The organism is Thiofilum sp. (assembly GCF_016711335.1).
Lineage (GTDB): Bacteria > Pseudomonadota > Gammaproteobacteria > Thiotrichales > Thiotrichaceae > Thiofilum.
The window spans coordinates 82,037-98,375 of the sequence record NZ_JADJTF010000001.1 but is presented as its reverse complement, the minus strand read 5'-3'; the positions used below and the strand labels follow the sequence as shown (position 1 = coordinate 98,375).

The 16,339-nt window shown below is 43.6% G+C and carries 20 protein-coding genes and 2 riboswitches; of the genes, 14 read left to right on the top strand and 6 right to left on the bottom strand.

Going from position 1 to position 16,339, the window contains the following annotated elements; translation table 11 throughout:
- Window positions 1-4 precede the first annotated feature (4 nt).
- Both ubiG and IPL34_RS00540 read right to left on the bottom strand, forming a co-directional pair.
- The gene (gene ubiG / locus IPL34_RS00545) at window positions 5-715 is read right to left on the bottom strand and encodes a bifunctional 2-polyprenyl-6-hydroxyphenol methylase/3-demethylubiquinol 3-O-methyltransferase UbiG (protein ID WP_296836132.1); all 711 of its coding nucleotides are present in this window, start codon (window positions 713-715) and stop codon (window positions 5-7) included.
- Complete coding sequence (locus tag IPL34_RS00540) at window positions 712-2,034, bottom strand: TRZ/ATZ family hydrolase (protein ID WP_296836128.1); 1,323 nt, start codon at window positions 2,032-2,034, stop codon at window positions 712-714. The genes ubiG and IPL34_RS00540 overlap by 4 nt, the downstream gene beginning before the upstream one ends.
- A 44-nt stretch (window positions 2,035-2,078) precedes the next feature.
- Between IPL34_RS00540 and mtnA the strand changes: the two genes are divergently transcribed.
- The 10 genes from mtnA (at window position 2,079) to IPL34_RS00490 (ending at window position 11,638) form a co-directional block, all read left to right on the top strand.
- Window positions 2,079-3,134, top strand: a complete 1,056-nt coding sequence (gene mtnA / locus IPL34_RS00535; protein WP_296836124.1) for an S-methyl-5-thioribose-1-phosphate isomerase — start codon at window positions 2,079-2,081, stop codon at window positions 3,132-3,134.
- Between the two features lie 19 nt (window positions 3,135-3,153).
- On the top strand, window positions 3,154-3,495 hold the full coding sequence (locus tag IPL34_RS00530) for a Rieske 2Fe-2S domain-containing protein (protein ID WP_296836121.1): 342 nt from the start codon (window positions 3,154-3,156) through the stop codon (window positions 3,493-3,495).
- Between the two features lie 11 nt (window positions 3,496-3,506).
- Window positions 3,507-4,439, top strand: a complete 933-nt coding sequence (gene xerD / locus IPL34_RS00525; protein WP_296836118.1) for a site-specific tyrosine recombinase XerD — start codon at window positions 3,507-3,509, stop codon at window positions 4,437-4,439.
- Between the two features lie 109 nt (window positions 4,440-4,548).
- The gene (locus tag IPL34_RS00520; protein WP_296836115.1) at window positions 4,549-5,397 is read left to right on the top strand and encodes a DsbC family protein; all 849 of its coding nucleotides are present in this window, start codon (window positions 4,549-4,551) and stop codon (window positions 5,395-5,397) included.
- Between the two features lie 48 nt (window positions 5,398-5,445).
- Window positions 5,446-5,549, top strand: a riboswitch (glycine riboswitch).
- 24 nt (window positions 5,550-5,573) lie between these two features.
- Window positions 5,574-5,720: riboswitch (glycine riboswitch) on the top strand.
- Between the two features lie 54 nt (window positions 5,721-5,774).
- A complete protein-coding gene (gcvT, locus tag IPL34_RS00515; protein WP_296836112.1) occupies window positions 5,775-6,854 on the top strand; it encodes a glycine cleavage system aminomethyltransferase GcvT in 1,080 nt (359 codons plus the stop codon).
- Window positions 6,855-6,896: 42 nt separating this feature from the next.
- Window positions 6,897-7,289 (top strand): glycine cleavage system protein GcvH, encoded by a 393-nt coding sequence (gene gcvH / locus IPL34_RS00510; protein ID WP_296836108.1) that lies wholly within the window; start codon window positions 6,897-6,899, stop codon window positions 7,287-7,289.
- Between the two features lie 25 nt (window positions 7,290-7,314).
- Window positions 7,315-10,203: an aminomethyl-transferring glycine dehydrogenase gene (gene gcvP / locus IPL34_RS00505; protein WP_296836105.1), complete on the top strand. Its 2,889-nt coding sequence runs from the start codon at window positions 7,315-7,317 to the stop codon at window positions 10,201-10,203.
- A 115-nt stretch (window positions 10,204-10,318) separates the two neighbouring features.
- Entirely contained in the window at window positions 10,319-10,741 is a 423-nt protein-coding gene (locus IPL34_RS00500) for a PIN domain-containing protein (RefSeq protein WP_296836102.1), read from the top strand.
- Window positions 10,725-10,931: a hypothetical protein gene (locus IPL34_RS00495; protein WP_296836099.1), complete on the top strand. Its 207-nt coding sequence runs from the start codon at window positions 10,725-10,727 to the stop codon at window positions 10,929-10,931. Before IPL34_RS00500 ends, IPL34_RS00495 begins: the two co-directional genes overlap by 17 nt.
- A gap of 5 nt (window positions 10,932-10,936) precedes the next feature.
- On the top strand, window positions 10,937-11,638 hold the full coding sequence (locus IPL34_RS00490; protein WP_296836097.1) for an endonuclease/exonuclease/phosphatase family protein: 702 nt from the start codon (window positions 10,937-10,939) through the stop codon (window positions 11,636-11,638).
- A gap of 41 nt (window positions 11,639-11,679) precedes the next feature.
- Here the strand turns inward: IPL34_RS00490 and IPL34_RS00485 are convergent, their stop codons facing one another.
- Window positions 11,680-12,015 (bottom strand): XisI protein, encoded by a 336-nt coding sequence (locus tag IPL34_RS00485; protein ID WP_296836094.1) that lies wholly within the window; start codon window positions 12,013-12,015, stop codon window positions 11,680-11,682.
- Window positions 12,003-12,419 (bottom strand): XisH family protein, encoded by a 417-nt coding sequence (locus IPL34_RS00480; protein WP_296836091.1) that lies wholly within the window; start codon window positions 12,417-12,419, stop codon window positions 12,003-12,005. The genes IPL34_RS00485 and IPL34_RS00480 overlap by 13 nt, the downstream gene beginning before the upstream one ends.
- 110 nt (window positions 12,420-12,529) lie before the next feature.
- On the opposite strand from IPL34_RS00480, the gene IPL34_RS00475 reads away from it, so the two are divergent.
- The 4 genes from IPL34_RS00475 to IPL34_RS00460 all read left to right on the top strand — a co-directional run bounded on the left by IPL34_RS00475 (window position 12,530) and on the right by IPL34_RS00460 (window position 14,590).
- Window positions 12,530-12,862: a cupin domain-containing protein gene (locus IPL34_RS00475; protein WP_296836089.1), complete on the top strand. Its 333-nt coding sequence runs from the start codon at window positions 12,530-12,532 to the stop codon at window positions 12,860-12,862.
- A gap of 303 nt (window positions 12,863-13,165) precedes the next feature.
- On the top strand, window positions 13,166-13,531 hold the full coding sequence (locus IPL34_RS00470) for a hypothetical protein (RefSeq protein ID WP_296836086.1): 366 nt from the start codon (window positions 13,166-13,168) through the stop codon (window positions 13,529-13,531).
- Between the two features lie 69 nt (window positions 13,532-13,600).
- Entirely contained in the window at window positions 13,601-14,044 is a 444-nt protein-coding gene (locus IPL34_RS00465; RefSeq protein ID WP_296836083.1) for a YiiD C-terminal domain-containing protein, read from the top strand.
- Between the two features lie 150 nt (window positions 14,045-14,194).
- Window positions 14,195-14,590 (top strand): polyhydroxyalkanoate granule-associated phasin, encoded by a 396-nt coding sequence (locus IPL34_RS00460; protein WP_296836080.1) that lies wholly within the window; start codon window positions 14,195-14,197, stop codon window positions 14,588-14,590.
- A 27-nt stretch (window positions 14,591-14,617) separates the two neighbouring features.
- On the opposite strand, the gene pgeF is transcribed toward IPL34_RS00460, so the two are convergent.
- Window positions 14,618-15,376 carry a peptidoglycan editing factor PgeF gene (gene pgeF / locus IPL34_RS00455; RefSeq protein WP_296836077.1) on the bottom strand — a complete coding sequence of 253 codons (759 nt, stop codon included), beginning with the start codon at window positions 15,374-15,376 and terminating at the stop codon, window positions 14,618-14,620.
- 21 nt (window positions 15,377-15,397) lie between these two features.
- Window positions 15,398-16,327, bottom strand: coding sequence for a hypothetical protein (locus tag IPL34_RS00450; protein WP_296836073.1), 930 nt, complete (start codon window positions 16,325-16,327; stop codon window positions 15,398-15,400).
- Window positions 16,328-16,339 lie beyond the last annotated feature (12 nt).

The window sequence follows — 16,339 nt, the reverse complement described above, 5'->3', positions numbered from 1 at the left end:
GAAATTAATCTTCCTTTTTGAAATACATTATGTAGTTAACATCAATATCACGCCCAAGGCGATAACGTTGGAACAAGGGGTTATAGGTCATACCGGTTGTGTGTTGCAAGTCTAATCCCGCCTCATACGCCCAAGCTTCTAACTCGGAGGGGCGAATAAACTTAGCATACTCATGTGTACCGCGTGGCAGCATATTTAACAGATATTCTGCTCCTACAATCGCTAGAGCAAACGCTTTAGCATTACGATTAATCGTAGAAAAAAATACCTGACCACCGGGTTTAACTAAAGTGGCACAGGCTTGAATCACTGAACTCGGATCAGGCACATGCTCCAGCATCTCCATGCAGGTTACTACATCAAAGGCTTGAGGCATTTCAGCGGCTAATGCTTCGGCGCTAATTTTGCGATAAGCGACCTGAATACCGCTATCCAGTGCATGTAGACGCGCTACAGATAAAGGCGTTTCACCTAAATCAATACCCGTCACGCTTGCCCCACGCCGTGCCATACTCTCCGCTAAAATACCGCCCCCGCAACCTACATCGACTACGTTTTTACCCTTAAGGTTTGAGCGTTCATCGATATAGTTTAGACGCAGCGGATTAATGTCGTGTAGAGGTTTAAATTCGCTTTCTTGATCCCACCAGCGATGGGCTATGTCTTCAAATTTGCGGATTTCATTTAAATCCACATTGGTTGTTGAGGTACTCATGTATGATCTCGTTTTGCAATCAGGTCTTGCCAGTGTTCTGCATTACGATGCAGAGTAGGCTCATCTAAAGTTAGTAGTTGGCGCTTAGTCATTAATGCTTTGCCTGCTACCCAGCTATGTGTCACTTGTTGGCGATTAGTACAATAAACTAAGTGGGAAACAGGGTCGTATAGAGGTTTAGCTTCTAAAACGCCAAAATCAACCGCAATCATATCGGCTTGTTTGCCAATTTCCAAAGAGCCAATTTTATTTTGTAAGCCTAGCGCTTTAGCACCATTAATCGTTGCCATACGTAAGGCTTGTTGCGCTGGTACGGCACTAGCATCGTGCGCGACCATTTTAGCGAGTAGTGCAGCCGTGTGCATTTCACCTAACATATCTAAGTCATTATTGCTGGCATTGCTATCTGTGCCTAAAGCTACATTGATACCTGCGTCTAGTAAGCGCTGCACAGGGCAAAAGCCGCTGGCTAATTTTAGGTTAGACTCTGGGCAATGGATAACGTGACTATGGCGCTCTGCTAATAAAGCAATCTCTTCATCATTGAGTTGAGTCATATGTACAGCCATGAGATGTTCATCAATTAAACCTAATTCATTTAAACGGGTGAGTGGTCGCACTCCGCTTTGTTCTAGGGCTTGTTGAACTTCTACAGCGGTTTCATGAATATGCATATGAGTACTTAACCCGTATTGCTTGGCAATGCCATGCAGTGCTTGAAGTGACTCATCCGATACAGTATAAGGCGCGTGTGGTGCAATAGAGGCAGTGACTAGAAGATCAGGCTCAATAATATGTATCAGCTCTTGAGCTTTTTGTAGATAGCCTGCAACATCAGGTGCATAAGCTGTCGGGAAATCAATCAAAATTAAACCTAAATTGGCACGAATACCGCTCTCATGAACAGCTTCATAGGCAGCTTGTGTGAAAAAGTACATATCATTAAAGCACGTCGTACCGGAGCGGATCATTTCAGCAATGGCGAGTTGTGTACCTTGATACACAAAGGCTTCGCGTGCAAGCTGTGCTTCAATAGGCCAAATATGCTGTTGTAGCCATTCCATAAGCGGTAAATCATCCGCTAAACCCTTGAGTAGCGCCATCGCTGCATGGGTATGAGCATTAATTAATCCGGGGCAAACGAGGTGATCAGGTAGCTCGACGATTTGTGTTGCTTGATATTGGCGCAATGCGTCATTATGTGGCAGGATATTGATAATAATCCCTTTGTCGACCGCAACCGCGTGTAAGGGGAGTATCTTGTTATCATGATCAACCGTTATAATCCAACGCGCCAAAATTAATAAATCAATTGTCATTTGAGTGTCGTCCGCAGTAGAGCCACTGTAAAGGTAGTTATATTATGTTGAATAATGCTAAGAACCAACATGATTCCATTCGGGCTGTTGAGTGGAAAAATGATCATCTCATCCTATTAGATCAGCGCAAACTACCGCAGAATGAGCAGTATATCGAGTTTTATAATGCTGAAGATGTAGCTGAAGCAATTCGTAATATGGTGGTACGCGGTGCGCCCGCGATTGGGATTGCTGCTGCTTATGCTCTAGTACTGGCAGCCCGCAAAAGTTATAAACAATACCCCAATGACTGGCGCAATCGTTTAGAGGTTGAAAAAGAAATTCTAGCCAATGCACGTCCTACCGCAGTTAATCTGAGTTGGGCGCTTAAGCGTATGTGCGATGCCCTAGTGGGTATTGAGGGTGATCCCATTCCGACCTTATTAGAGTTGGCTAAAACTATTCATAGCGAAGACATTGCAGCTAATCATCATATGGGGCAATTAGGTGCTCAATTGATTGGAGCTACTCATGGTTTAATTACCCATTGCAATACCGGATCACTAGCCACAGGGGGCTATGGTACGGCTTTGGGTGTGATTCGTAGTGCTTTTGCTGAGGGAAAATTTGAACGTATTTATGCAGGTGAAACGCGCCCTTGGTGGCAAGGCTCCCGCCTAACCGCTTGGGAACTAGGTAAAGATCATATTCCCTATAAACTCGTGCCCGATAGTGCTATGGCGGCGTTGATGAAAACTAAACCTATTGGTTGGGTAATTGTAGGGGCAGATCGTATTGCAGCGAATGGTGACGTGGCAAATAAAATTGGCACGTATAGCTTAGCGGTTAATGCTAGCTTTCATGGCGTTAAGTTCATGGTCGTAGCGCCTACCAGTACCATTGATTTAGATACTCGTACAGGGAGTGACATTCCGATTGAAGAGCGTTCTATTGAGGAGGTATTACAGGTAGGCAATCAACGTATTGCTGCCTTAGGTGCGGATGCATGGAACCCTGCCTTTGACGTAACGCCCGCCGATTTGATAGATGTACTGGTGACCGAAAAAGGTGTCATTCATCATCCTAATACTGAAAAAATCGCTCAGTTGATGCGGTCTTAGGTCGATAGGGTGTGTATTGATGTTATATCCAGTGAGTACTTTAGATGAGTTAGCCCCGTACTCTAGTTTTGGCTTTGAGATTCAAACGCCTGATCAGTTAATAGAGGGTTTTTTAGTAAAAAATCCTCAGCAAGAATGGCGGGCTTATAAAAATTCTTGCCCGCATCACTATTTACCGCTCAATTGGAATCCCCACCAATTTTTAGACCAAAATCAGCAGTTCATTGTCTGCGCTATGCATTTAGCCTTATTTGATAGGGAAACAGGATATTGTATTGCAGGGCCTTGTGCAGGAAAGTCATTAATTCCTCTATCTATCGAAATTACAGATCGTGTAGTATGGCTCAAAATTGAATCTTAAGGAAAACCTGTATGGATGCGGCGTTAACAGATGTGAGCGGTAAAGCGCAGTGCCAACAACAAACACGAATTGATCAATTTCTTGATAATATTTGGGCTGAGCGTGGCGTCAGCCGTAATACCTTAGATGCCTATGAACGAGATTTGCGTAGTTTATGTGCATGGCTGAATGAGCGTGAAAAAACTTTAGAGCAAGCTCAGCATGAGGATTTATTAGAGTTTTTAAGCTTTAAGGTGGGTAAAGGGTCTAAAGCTTCGAGTAATGCACGTTTATTATCGAGTCTACGGCGTTTTTATCGCTATTTATTACGTTTAAATCTACTGGACTCTGACCCTACTGCCTTGATTGAATCGCCACGCCAAGGGCGAGTATTGCCGGGGACTTTAACCGAAATCGAAGTAGAAAGGTTACTAAGAGCACCAGATACCACGCATCCCTTGGGTATTCGTGATCGAGCTATGTTGGAATTGCTTTATGCCACGGGTTTACGGGTATCTGAGTTGGTCATGATCCGCCAAGATGAAATTTCATTAGAACAAGGCATTGTGCGCATTATGGGTAAGGGGCGTAAAGAGCGTTTAGTACCGATGGGTGAGGAGGCTTTGCATTGGCTGGTGCAATACTTGCGTGAGGCGCGTGAAGAGCTGATGCAGGGCAAGGGCTATTGTGAGCAAATGTTCATTACCAGTCGTGGAGCGGGGATGACGCGCCAAGCATTCTGGTATGTGATTAAGCGTTATGCGGCGAGTGCTAATATTCATAAAGAAATTTCTCCCCATACCTTACGCCATGCGTTTGCTACCCATTTATTGAATCATGGGGCGAACTTACGGGTGGTGCAGCTACTCTTAGGGCATAGCGATTTATCTACGACCCAAATTTATACTCATGTGGCACAAAGTCGCTTGCAAGAGCTACATCGTAAACATCACCCGCGTGGGTAGTAAGTGTACTCGATGCTGGTAGCATGTTATGTTAGAAAGTATTATTAAATGCTAATTATAATAACGTGTTTACATTATTGATCTAATCTGTCTGGAATCTACAATTACTATGGCTAAAAATTTAGTGCTAGCAGCAGTGTTAAGTGCTGCATTATCGACCTTTGCATGGGCTGAAGACCAACCTGCTGCTACGGCTCCTGCTGCTGCCGCTCCCGCTGCTACGGCTGAAGCTGCCGCTCCTGCTGCTATTCCTGAGAAAGTAGAGGCGGTTACGACTCAAGCGGCTACTATTGACCCTGAAGTCGTCAAGCAAATTACTGAAAAGCTAAAGCCTTTATTTGGCTCGGCTCCTGATAGTATTAAAGCTAGTCCAGTTGCAGGCGTGTATGCAGTGAGTTTTGGGATGGAGTTGCTATATAGCAGCCCTGACGGGCGCTATGTGTTTAGTGGTGATCTGATTGATGCTCAAACACGTACTAACTTATCCGAAAATGCGCGTGCTTCAGGGCGTAAAGCAGTGATGGATAAAGCGGATGTGACTAAAACGATTACCTATAAAGCGAAAGGCGAAGAAAAATATGTGATGTCGGTATTTACCGATGTATCTTGCCCTTATTGCGTGAAGTTGCATCAAGAAGTGCCCAAGCTCAATGATATGGGTGTGACCGTGCGTTATTTCGCTTATCCTCGTGCTGGCGTGGGATCTGGTCCTTATAAAGAAATGGTGAATGCATGGTGCAGTGCTGATCCCATTAAAGCCTTAAATGAGCTAAAAGAAGGCAAAACTATTGAGACTAAAGAGTGTGCTAACCCAGTAGCGGATCATTATGCTCTAGGTCAAAAAGTAGGAGTGACAGGAACACCTGCCATTGTGACTCAAGATGGGGTGATGATTGCCGGATTCCGCCCAGCACAAGAAATGTTTGAAGCCCTAGAGGAAAGTAAAGTAGCTCAATAGGCTGTTGTTCAATTAAGTAAAGCAATCCGCTATACTCCGACGCTTAACAGCAGGTAAGCAGAAGAGACTGATTGTATGCCTTTCTAGTCAATCAGCACCGAAGGCGCAATTTCCGCCCGGAAACGCTCAGGTAAAAGGACTGTTTGCTAATCACGTTTAAAGTGTAATAGGACGTGTAAGTTAACTCTGGAGAGTAGTGCAATCGCACTCACCGAAGGGTAGTAACTAGTTCGCCCCCATCCCAACCCTTCCCCCGAAATGGGGGAAGGGCTAAAGAAAGTGTGCACTAGGAATCTCTCAGGTTTCAGGACAGAGGGGCGGCAGATACTTAATGGTGTCTGCCGCCCCTTTTGTTTTTTAGCTTTGGGAGATTGCTTATGCAACGCACGCCTTTTTATGACAAACACCTCGCAGCAGGTGCAAAGATGGTTGATTTTGCTGGTTGGGAAATGCCGATTCATTATGGCTCACAACTGCAAGAGCATCATGATGTACGCACCGATGCAGGCATGTTTGATGTATCACATATGACCATTCTTGATCTTGAAGGCGCTGATGCTAAACCGTTCTTATTAAAACTCCTTGCTAATAATGTCGATAAACTCAAAGAGTCTGGCAAAGCCCTTTATAGCGCTATGCTCAATGAGCAAGGTGGTGTGATCGACGACCTCATTGTGTATTACCTCACCGATACGCAATACCGCATAGTGGTCAATGCTGCCACGCGCGAAAAAGATATTGCGTGGATGAATGAACAGCTTAAACCTTTCAATGCCACTCTCACCTTCCGTGCTGATCTAGCCATGATTGCAGTGCAAGGCCCGAATGCTCGTGCCAAAGTATTAGGGATTATGCCCGCTCATGAAGTGGCTATTGCTGAGCCTTTAAAACCTTTCTATGGTGCGTTTATTGGAGATTGGTTTATCGGTCGCACGGGTTATACCGGAGAAGATGGCTTTGAAATGATGTTCCCCGCCACACAAGCGCCGAAAGTATGGGATGCATTACTAGCGGCGGGTATTAAACCCATTGGTCTAGGGGCACGCGATACTTTACGCCTTGAAGCGGGTATGAATCTGTATGGTTTAGATATGGATGAAACCACATCGCCGCTGGTTTCGGGGCTAGGGTGGACAATAGGCTGGCAACCTGAAAGTCGTGATTTTATTGGGCGCAAAGCCTTAGAAGCAGAAAAAGCAGCAGGTGTTCAACAGCGCTTTGTCGGTTTAGTGCTCACAGGCAAAGGCGTATTACGTAGCCATATGAAAGTGATCTGTAGTAATGGTGAGGGCGAAACCACTAGCGGTACCTTTTCACCTACGCTCAAAGAATCGATTGCCTTAGCGCGTATTCCAGTCGGTACGGATACCGAGTGCCAAGTCGATATTCGTGGCAAATTACAACCCGCCAAAATCGTTAAACCTAATTTTGTACGCTTTGGTAAATCCGTTTTATAGGGTTAATCAATCCCTAATTTTATTCAATCTTGGAGATCAATCATGAGCAATGTTCTGGACAATTTAAAGTATTCCGAATCACACGAGTGGGTACTGGATAATGGCGATGGTACTGCGACGGTAGGGATTACCGATCACGCGCAAGCCTTATTAGGGGACTTGGTATTCGTGGAAGTGCCGGAGATAGGTTCAACTTTGGAGGTCGGGGGGGACTGTGGGGTGGTGGAGTCGGTGAAAGCGGCTTCTGATTTGTACGCCCCGGTAGCGGGTGAAGTCACTGAAGTGAATGAAACCTTAGAGGGTAGCCCTGAGTTAGTGAATGCTGATCCATATGGTACAGGCTGGATTTTCAAAGTGAAATTAGCGGATACCGCGCAGTTAGATAGCTTATTAACGGCGCAAGCTTATCAAGCATTATTAGACAGCGAAGCTTAATTGATTGATTTAAAGGTATAGCATTATGACGAATTCACGCGTCGCTTTGGCTGATCTCGAACAGCGCGACGATTTTATTGCCCGCCACATTGGCCCTAGTGACGCTGATACACAGGTCATGTTGCAAACGGTGGGTGCAGACTCGTTAGATGATCTCATCAACAGTACTGTACCTGCCAATATTCTGATTCCGAATAGTTTAGATCTCGAAGGTAGCCATACCGAAACCGCAGCGCTAGAGTATTTAAAAAGCCTCGCCGCGCGTAATGTGGTGGCTAAGTCCTATATCGGTATGGGCTATTACAATACTATTGTGCCGCCCGTGATTCAGCGCAATGTCTTAGAAAATCCGGGTTGGTACACCGCCTACACACCCTATCAACCGGAAATTTCTCAGGGTCGTTTAGAAGCCTTGTTGAACTATCAACAAATGGTCACTGACTTGACCGGAATGGACATTGCTAATGCCTCATTGCTCGATGAAGCGACCGCAGCAGCGGAGGCAATGACGCTCTGTAAGCGCTCTAATAAGCTCAAGTCGGATAAGTACTTTGTAGCCGATGATGTGCATCCTCAGACGATTGATGTACTCAAAACCCGTGCCGAGTACTTTGGGTTTGAGTTAGTAGTCGCGCCCATTAGTGAGTTGTCTAAGCACGAAGTGTTTGGTGTCGTGGTGCAATACCCTAGTACTACTGGTGAAATCATTGATTTAGATGCGATTGTCAAACAAGCTCACGACCAAAAAGCCTTGGTCTGTGTCGCTACGGATTTAATGGCATTAGTCAATCTCAAATCTCCGGGTGAGTGTGGTGCTGATGTTGTGGTGGGTAACTCGCAACGTTTTGGTGTGCCTATGGGGTTTGGTGGTCCCCATGCTGCGTTCTTTGCGACCAAAGATGCGTTTAAACGCACGATGGCGGGACGTTTGATTGGGGTTTCGATTGATAGTCACGGTAAGCAAGCGCTACGTATGGCGATGCAAACCCGTGAACAACATATTCGCCGCGAAAAAGCCACTTCAAACATTTGCACGGCTCAAGCGCTCCTTGCCAATATGGCAGGATTTTATGCGGTGTATCACGGCGCTGAAGGTCTAAAAAGAATTGCCGGACGTATTCAACGTTTGACCAGCATTTTAGCCCAAGGCTTACAGCAAAAAGGCGTGAAGCTACTGCACGATACTTGGTTTGATACTTTGACGCTGGTTAACCCCCCATCCCCAGCCCTTCCCCCACAGGTGGGGACGGGAGTGGTGGTTAATTTCCGTCAGTTTGCTAATGGCAATATTGGTATTAGCCTTGATGAAACGACGACTCGTGGTGATGTGGATTACTTATTCACAGTGCTATTAGGTGAAGGTCATGGTTTAGATTCTGAGCAACTGGATCAATGGGTCATGAATGAGGGCGTGAATGGTATTCCATCCGGCTATGCACGCACCAGTACTTTCCTCACGCATCCGGTATTCAATACGCATCACTCTGAATCCGAAATGCTGCGCTATCTCAAGCGTCTAGAGAATAAGGACTTTTCTCTGGTACATGGCATGATTCCGCTCGGCTCTTGCACCATGAAGCTTAATGCTACAGCGGAAATGATACCCGTGACTTGGGCTGAGTTTGCCCATATTCACCCCTTTGCGCCTAAAGACCAAACCGTTGGCTATCAAGCCATGATTCAAGAGCTGGAGACGTGGCTGGTTGAAATTACCGGATATGATGCGATTTCTATGCAGCCTAATTCCGGTGCTCAGGGTGAGTATGCGGGCTTAGTCGCGATTCGTCGCTATCAAGCAAGCATAGGGCAAGGTCATCGTGATGTGTGCTTAATCCCTAGTTCTGCTCACGGTACGAATCCAGCCTCGGCTGCAATGGTGAATCTCAAAGTCGTAGTGGTGGAATGTGATAGCAATGGCAATGTGGATATTAATGATCTACGTGCTAAAGCTGAGCAATACCAAGAGAGTTTGTCGTGCTTGATGGTGACTTACCCTTCTACTCATGGGGTGTTTGAGCAGGATATTGTCGAGATTTGCAACATTGTGCATGAGTTTGGTGGGCAGGTTTATATGGACGGCGCGAATATGAATGCGCAGGTCGGTCTATCTAAGCCCGGTAAATTTGGCTCTGATGTGTCGCATTTGAATCTGCATAAAACCTTTGCTATTCCACATGGGGGCGGTGGACCGGGAATGGGGCCTATCGGGGTAAAAGCGCATTTAGCACCGTTCTTATCCAGTCATGTGGTCAATCCACCCGAAGGTATTCCACAAGGCAATAGCGCAGTATCAGCGGCTCCCTATGGTAGCGGTGCAATCCTGCCGATTTCGTGGATGTATATTAAGATGATGGGGGCGGAAGGTCTCAAGAAAGCCACGCAAATGGCGATTTTGAATGCTAATTATATTATGCAACGCCTCAGTGCTCATTATCCGGTGTTATTCCGTGGCGCGAATGGTCGGGTGGCGCACGAGTGCATTATTGATATTCGCCCCTTAAAAGCCGCGTCGGGTATGGATGAGTCGGATATTGCTAAGCGCTTGATGGATTACGGTTTTCATGCGCCTACGATGTCCTTCCCGGTGGCGGGTACTTTGATGATTGAGCCAACTGAATCGGAGCCTAAGGAAGAGCTAGATCGTTTCTGTGATGCGATGATTGCGATTCGTGAAGAGATTCAAAAAGTACAGGATGGGGTGTGGCCTAAGGATAATAATCCTTTGGTGAATGCACCGCATACGCTGGATGATTTGGTCAATGCGTGGGAACGTCCGTATAGCCAAACTGAAGCGGTATTCCCCAAAGGTATTCATCCGACTGCAAAGTACTGGCCGACCGTGAATCGTATCGATAATGTCTACGGTGATAGGAATTTAGTATGTTCTTGTCCGAGTGTGGATAGTTATCGTTAATGCTATAAAGGGTGAAAGGTACATAGGTACTTTTCACCTTTCCCGCTAAAAATGCGTTATGCTACTTACATGCTATATACAAGGATATTGTATGCGGGTGTATTTAGATAACTGCATGTTTAACCGACCTTTTGATGATCAAAGCTATATTCGGATTCGTTTGGAAGCCGAAGCTAAGTTGTATATTCAACAACAAATCCGTAATGGTCATTTAGAGTTGGTTTGGTCATATTTATTAGATTTTGAAAACGCTCAAAACCCTTACCAAGAGCGTCAACAGGCTATTAGTCAATGGCAATGCTTAGCTATTGTTGATATTGGAGAGAACCCTACTGTTTTAGCTAATGCTAAGCTGTTATTAGCTAAAGGGATTAAGCCCAAAGACGCTTTGCATGTTGCTTGTGCTATTGAAGGTAAGGCAAATTATTTCCTAAGTACTGATGATAAATTATTAAAAAAATTACAGGATCACCCATTAATTTCTGCATTAAATCCAATGGACTATATAAAGGAGCTTCCTAATGGAAAAACTCACTGATACTGAAATTCGTTTAAAAGGTATTAATGCATTAATTGCTGCTTTGGGCGAAGTACAAGCAGAGCGTTTTATTAGTTTGGTTTTAAGAGAGCCATTTGATTATACCCAATGGCAGCAAAATCTTTGGCAAGATGTAAGCCTTGAAGAGTTGAGTCAACAGGCGATGCTCTATAGAAAACTTAAAGTTTAGATCATATGCGTATTGTAACTTGGAATTGTAATGGTGCATTAAGAAATAAGCTAGATGTTATAGATACATTAAAAGCTGATCTTTTAGTTGTTCAGGAGTGTGAAAATCCTAGCGAATCCTCATCAAAGATTTATAAAAATTGGGCAGAAAATTACTTATGGGAAGGTTCGTATAAATCTAAAGGGGTTGGTGTGTTTGCTAAAGCCCCTCTAGTTTTAGAGCGTTTAAACTTGGATGCTGGGGGGCTAGAGTGTTTTTTACCATTTAAACTCAATAAAATGGTATCTATTTTAGCAGTATGGTCTAAGCAGAATAATTCTCCAACTTTTGCTTATATAGGGCAAATATGGAAGTACTTACAAAAACACAAGCATGTTTTTAGTAATGAAAACTCCATCATATTAGGGGATTTTAATAGTAATACTTGTTGGGATATTTGGGATAGATGGTGGAATCATAGTGATGTAGTTAGAGAGTTAGCTGAAATAGGAGTTTGCAGTATTTATCACGAACAGTATCAAGAGCCACATGGTCAAGAGAGCCAATCAACTTTCTATATGTATCGAAAATCTGATAAGCCTTATCATATTGATTATGTATTTCTTTCACAATTTTTACTGAAAAAATCTAGCTTAGAAATCGGAGATAAAAATTTTTGGCTACAACACAGTGATCATATACCACTCGTTGTAGAGCTAGACATATGAATAAAATTTTAAGAGTTAAAAGTTATTTATCAATAAAATCTTTAAGTAATTGCATAATCCGTATATTTACGAGTCGATTTTGGATAAAAGCCTAATACAATATCTTCGCGTTCTACACCTTGAGCCATTAATTCCTTAGCAATATCAAACTCAGTACCATTATATTGTAGCCATGCTTTACCATTAATAAGGTCAATATGAATAATCACACCATAAACTCTAGTACCACGATCCCATCCTACATACATTAATTGATAATGACCTCCTTCATCATCAAAAATTAATTGTGTAAGAAGCTCATCCTTAGAAGGCGAAAGATTTGCATAATCTTTCAATACAGCTTTAATAGCCTGACGATAAAGTTTTAGTTTATCCATTGGGTAATAACCTCTTGATCAGCATCAAATAGCATTAGCTTTATTCCAGTTTTATTAGTGACTTGCTGAATAAAAGGAACTGTGAAAAAAGCATCATAAGTAGATTGAGTAATAGCTAAATAGAGATCACGCTCTGGTTCTTGTTTTTCTAAAGCAATTTTGTAATTGATAAACTGTCCTAAAGCAGTATGAAACTCAGCTAGGTAAGAAGGCTGTGTAAAGCACTTAATTTCAATGGCTATTTTTTCTTGACCCTTTGTGGCAGCTACTAAATGCTCAGCACCTAGATCAATATACATAGATATGACACCTTGTTTTATTAGATAAGGATCATCGGTAACTGTCCAACCAGCTTTTTCCAGTGCGTGACGCACGGCTAGGTGATATGCATCTCGTGCGGGCATTAATTGTCTCCAGTAAAACTAAGGTTCATTTTAGCAAACCCAGTATCAACTACAACCAAACCTTAGCTTTAGGCTATGCTTAAGGCTTTCATAGCTATTGAGCTAAATCTATGGAATCCACACTCTCCGTTGAAACTGGCAACCTATTCGCCCAACTACCTACTGATCTTAAAGCCGAAGTATTTGAAACATTAGTCAATGCGGTGCAATTGCGTATCGAGCGTATTGTGTCTAAAGGACAGGCTTCACCGCCCGATTTTTGGTACGACCAAAATGAACATGAATGGGTATTAATCCTGCAAGGCGAAGCCATATTAGAGCTGGAGGATCGACAAGTAACACTCAAAGCAGGGGACTATATCAATTTGCCTGCTCATGTTAAGCATCGAGTTGCTTGGACAATGCCTGAGCAAGAAACTATTTGGTTAGCGATCTTTTATTAATCAAAAAGCATTTTTATTCTAAAAAATAGATGATGAAGTTGTTGTATTTAAACCACTTAATCCTAGGGTTTCTAATTAATATCCTTATTTTTAGTAGGTAATTGCTAGCTTACAGTGTTGCTTAATTACCAATGCTCATTTTTTAGAGAGCAGAGCCTATCTAAAAAATCTAAAAATCAAAGACTTAGCTTTAAATAATACTTATGCTACAGTCAAAACACTTAATAAGTCCGATAGATTGCTGTTAGTTAACCCGCTTAGTTGAGTTGAGCTATGAACTATAGAGTGTTTGGATTGATAACGGTGCTAGCACTATTACTTAATATGTCCTCCGTCATGGCTGCGAGTACTGCCCACAAAGAGGCTAAGTCCTTACAAGTCAAAGCAACAGCCTATACCTCCCTTAATCTACCTAAACCTATGCGTACCGCGTGGGGCGTACACTTGCAACCGGGGATGAAAGCAATTGCAGTATCGCGGGATTTATTAGCTAAATTTGGCTTAAAACCCCGTACTAAAGTTAAAATCAGCGGCTTTCAGGGTGATTATTTAGTACTAGATAAAATGCACAAACGCTGGGAAAAGAAAATTGATATTTATATGGGTGATGATCATGCAAAAGCGCGCCGCTTTGGGCATCGTAAAGTGACGATCACTTGGGGGATTTAGCGTCTCGTTTTGATACTGGACTCTGTTTAGGCTCATAATAGCTGCCTCCCATTTAGTCTAGGATCAGCCATGACAGAGCAGGACTTACAAGTCTATTTGAATACGCATATTCCACTCACTCAAGCGATGCAGATTCAAGTACTGAGCATTGCTAGTGATCAACTCATACTGCAAGCTCCCTTAGCCCCCAATAAAAACCCTCACCACACCGTATTCGGTGGCAGTATTGCGACGATTTTAACTTTAGCGGCGTGGTCATTAGTGCATACACGCTTAGAAGCGGAAGCTATATCCAGCACCTTAGTGGTGCGCCGTAGTGCTTTGGAGTATCAGCGTCCGGTTGAAGGCGATTTTGCGGCAAAAGCCTACTTTGCTGATCCAACACAGTGGGAGAGCTTCAAGCAAACTTTACAGACCAAGGGTAAAGCGAAAATCGCAGTAGAGGCAGTAATAGATTATGCGGGTCAGGTAAGTGCTCAGTTTAACGGTGAGTTCGTAGCTTTACAGGTTTAATAGTTGCTAAAGTAACTATTGACTAGCTCAATAATCGACATTAAATCTATGCTAATCCTTTTTAGTATTGCTTTCTTGATGATTTTGCTATGCTATTGTTTGAAGTCAATAAATGTATTGGCTTGTCTTGCTTAATTTGGAGCTTCCTGTATGTCGACCCTCGATAAATCCTACCGCCTTGCCACCCAAGCGGCTGAAATTGCTGTAGCGGCCCCTCAAGTGATTGCGATGCGCACTATGCGTATGATGTTAGCAGGTGCTAATCCCAGCGCTAAAGATCAGCGCGAGTTTTATCAAATGGGAGCTGAAAAAGTAGAAGCATTTGGTGAAGCTTGGTTAGCGATGAGCATGCAAATGTGGAAAGTGAACCAAGAATGGATGCGTATGTGGTTCAATGCGTTCACTGCTTATCCGCTGAGTCAGGGCGGTTCACTCAATCACTCTACTAAACGCTTAGAAAGCGCTACCTTAAATGTATTGAGTAAAGGTATGACTCCCGTGCACAAGCGTGTGGTCTCTAACGCTAAACGTTTAACGCGTAGCTAAACGACGTGGTTTAGGCATGAGTAATACTCATGCCATCCAGATAAAGCTGCCCATGCGTCCAGTTTTACCATCGCGGCGAAAAGAGAAAAAGCGCTCATTGTCCTGATAAGTACAATAATCTCCACCATAAACAGCTTTTACTCCTACATTCGCTAGGCGTTGCCGTGCAATTTGATATAAATCCACTAGCCATTTACCTTCATTTACGGCAGGTCGAAACGCCACTGCTGCTTGAGCATCAACAGTAATAAATTCAGCTCTCACTTCAGGACCCACTTCAAACGCATTCGGACCAATTCCGGGGCCAATCCATGCCAGCAAACTAGAGGGGTCTTCATTAAAGGTTTTAACCGTTTGCTCTAACATACCATCGCATAAGCCACGCCAACCCGCATGAGCAGCAGCCACTTTAGTACCCGCCTTATTACAAAACAGCACGGGCAAGCAGTCAGCTGTCATCACAACACAGATTTGTTTAGGACGTAATGCAATAGAAGCATCTGCGGTTGGGTAACAACTCCCACCGCCATCCATACCCATGACCACCGTACCGTGCACTTGTTTCAGCCATAACGGTTCATTAGGAAGTTGGGCTATATCCCCCACGATCTGCCGATTACGTGCTACGGCCATAGGTACATCTTCTACATGATCACCCAGATTTAAACTCTCATAGGGTGCAACACTCACTCCGCCATGACGCGTCGTGGTAAAGGCTTTGACATTATTAGGAGCTGGCCAATCCGGTATTAACCAGCCTTGTTTCACAATTGCAGCTTGATTCATACAATACTCATCAGAAAAGAATTAATTGGCTCGTTCACGTTGCAACTGTTGAATATCCTCAAGTGATAATTCTGCAAGATCAGCAATTTGTTCAAGGCTAAAAGTACCCATCTTGAGTAATTTTAATGCTATAGCACGAGCTTTAATGAGTTGACCTTCTTGTAGTCCCAATTGTTTACCCTCTTTTTTGCCCAGCTCCAGTCCTTGTTCAAGACCTCGTTCAATGCCTTGCTCGATACCTTGTTCAAGACCTTGTTCTATTCCTTGTAATAAACCATCCTGTAGCCCCCAATTATAGGAGGCGAATTTTTTAACATTGACTTGGGTTAACATTTGTTTAGCCTCGCTCAATTGAGGTTGTAAATCTCGATTATCTGCTAGCGTTTCGAGCATTTCAAAGTAGTTGCGAAAACTACTCTCATCGTCTGCGGTTAGCTCTTTTAAGCGTGTGACAATATAATTGACCATTTCTTGTACTGGACGTTGCTTAAAATCACACAATATCGCTAAAACTAAGGCATCAGGAGTGTCCTGTGCCAATAAAACGCTACAGTCTACAGTGCGCATATCCAATATCGCATAACGATATGTGAACAGTGGTTGGTTAATTTCGCTTACCATCTCCAAAGGCTTTTTACCAATGTAAACGAGATGCTGATGGATAGGCTCGCTAGGATATTGTAAGTGTATATCAGTGAAGTAGCGCAACATGCGCGTTGGCATTTCGGGGTGATTAGCGTTTTGAATTTCAATATGCAAGATAAAGTGCTCGCCCGTTACCCTTTTACGCATACGCGCAACTAAATCAGCACGACGCAGCTCGATGCGTTGGTGTTCAGTATCTAATAACTCGACTGAGTGTAAATCAACATCCAAATGCAATAATAAATTGGCAATATCGGCTGCCAAGTGGCTAAGCACTTGTTTACTGACAATATCTTTACTTCCCATCGTAGCGCACTC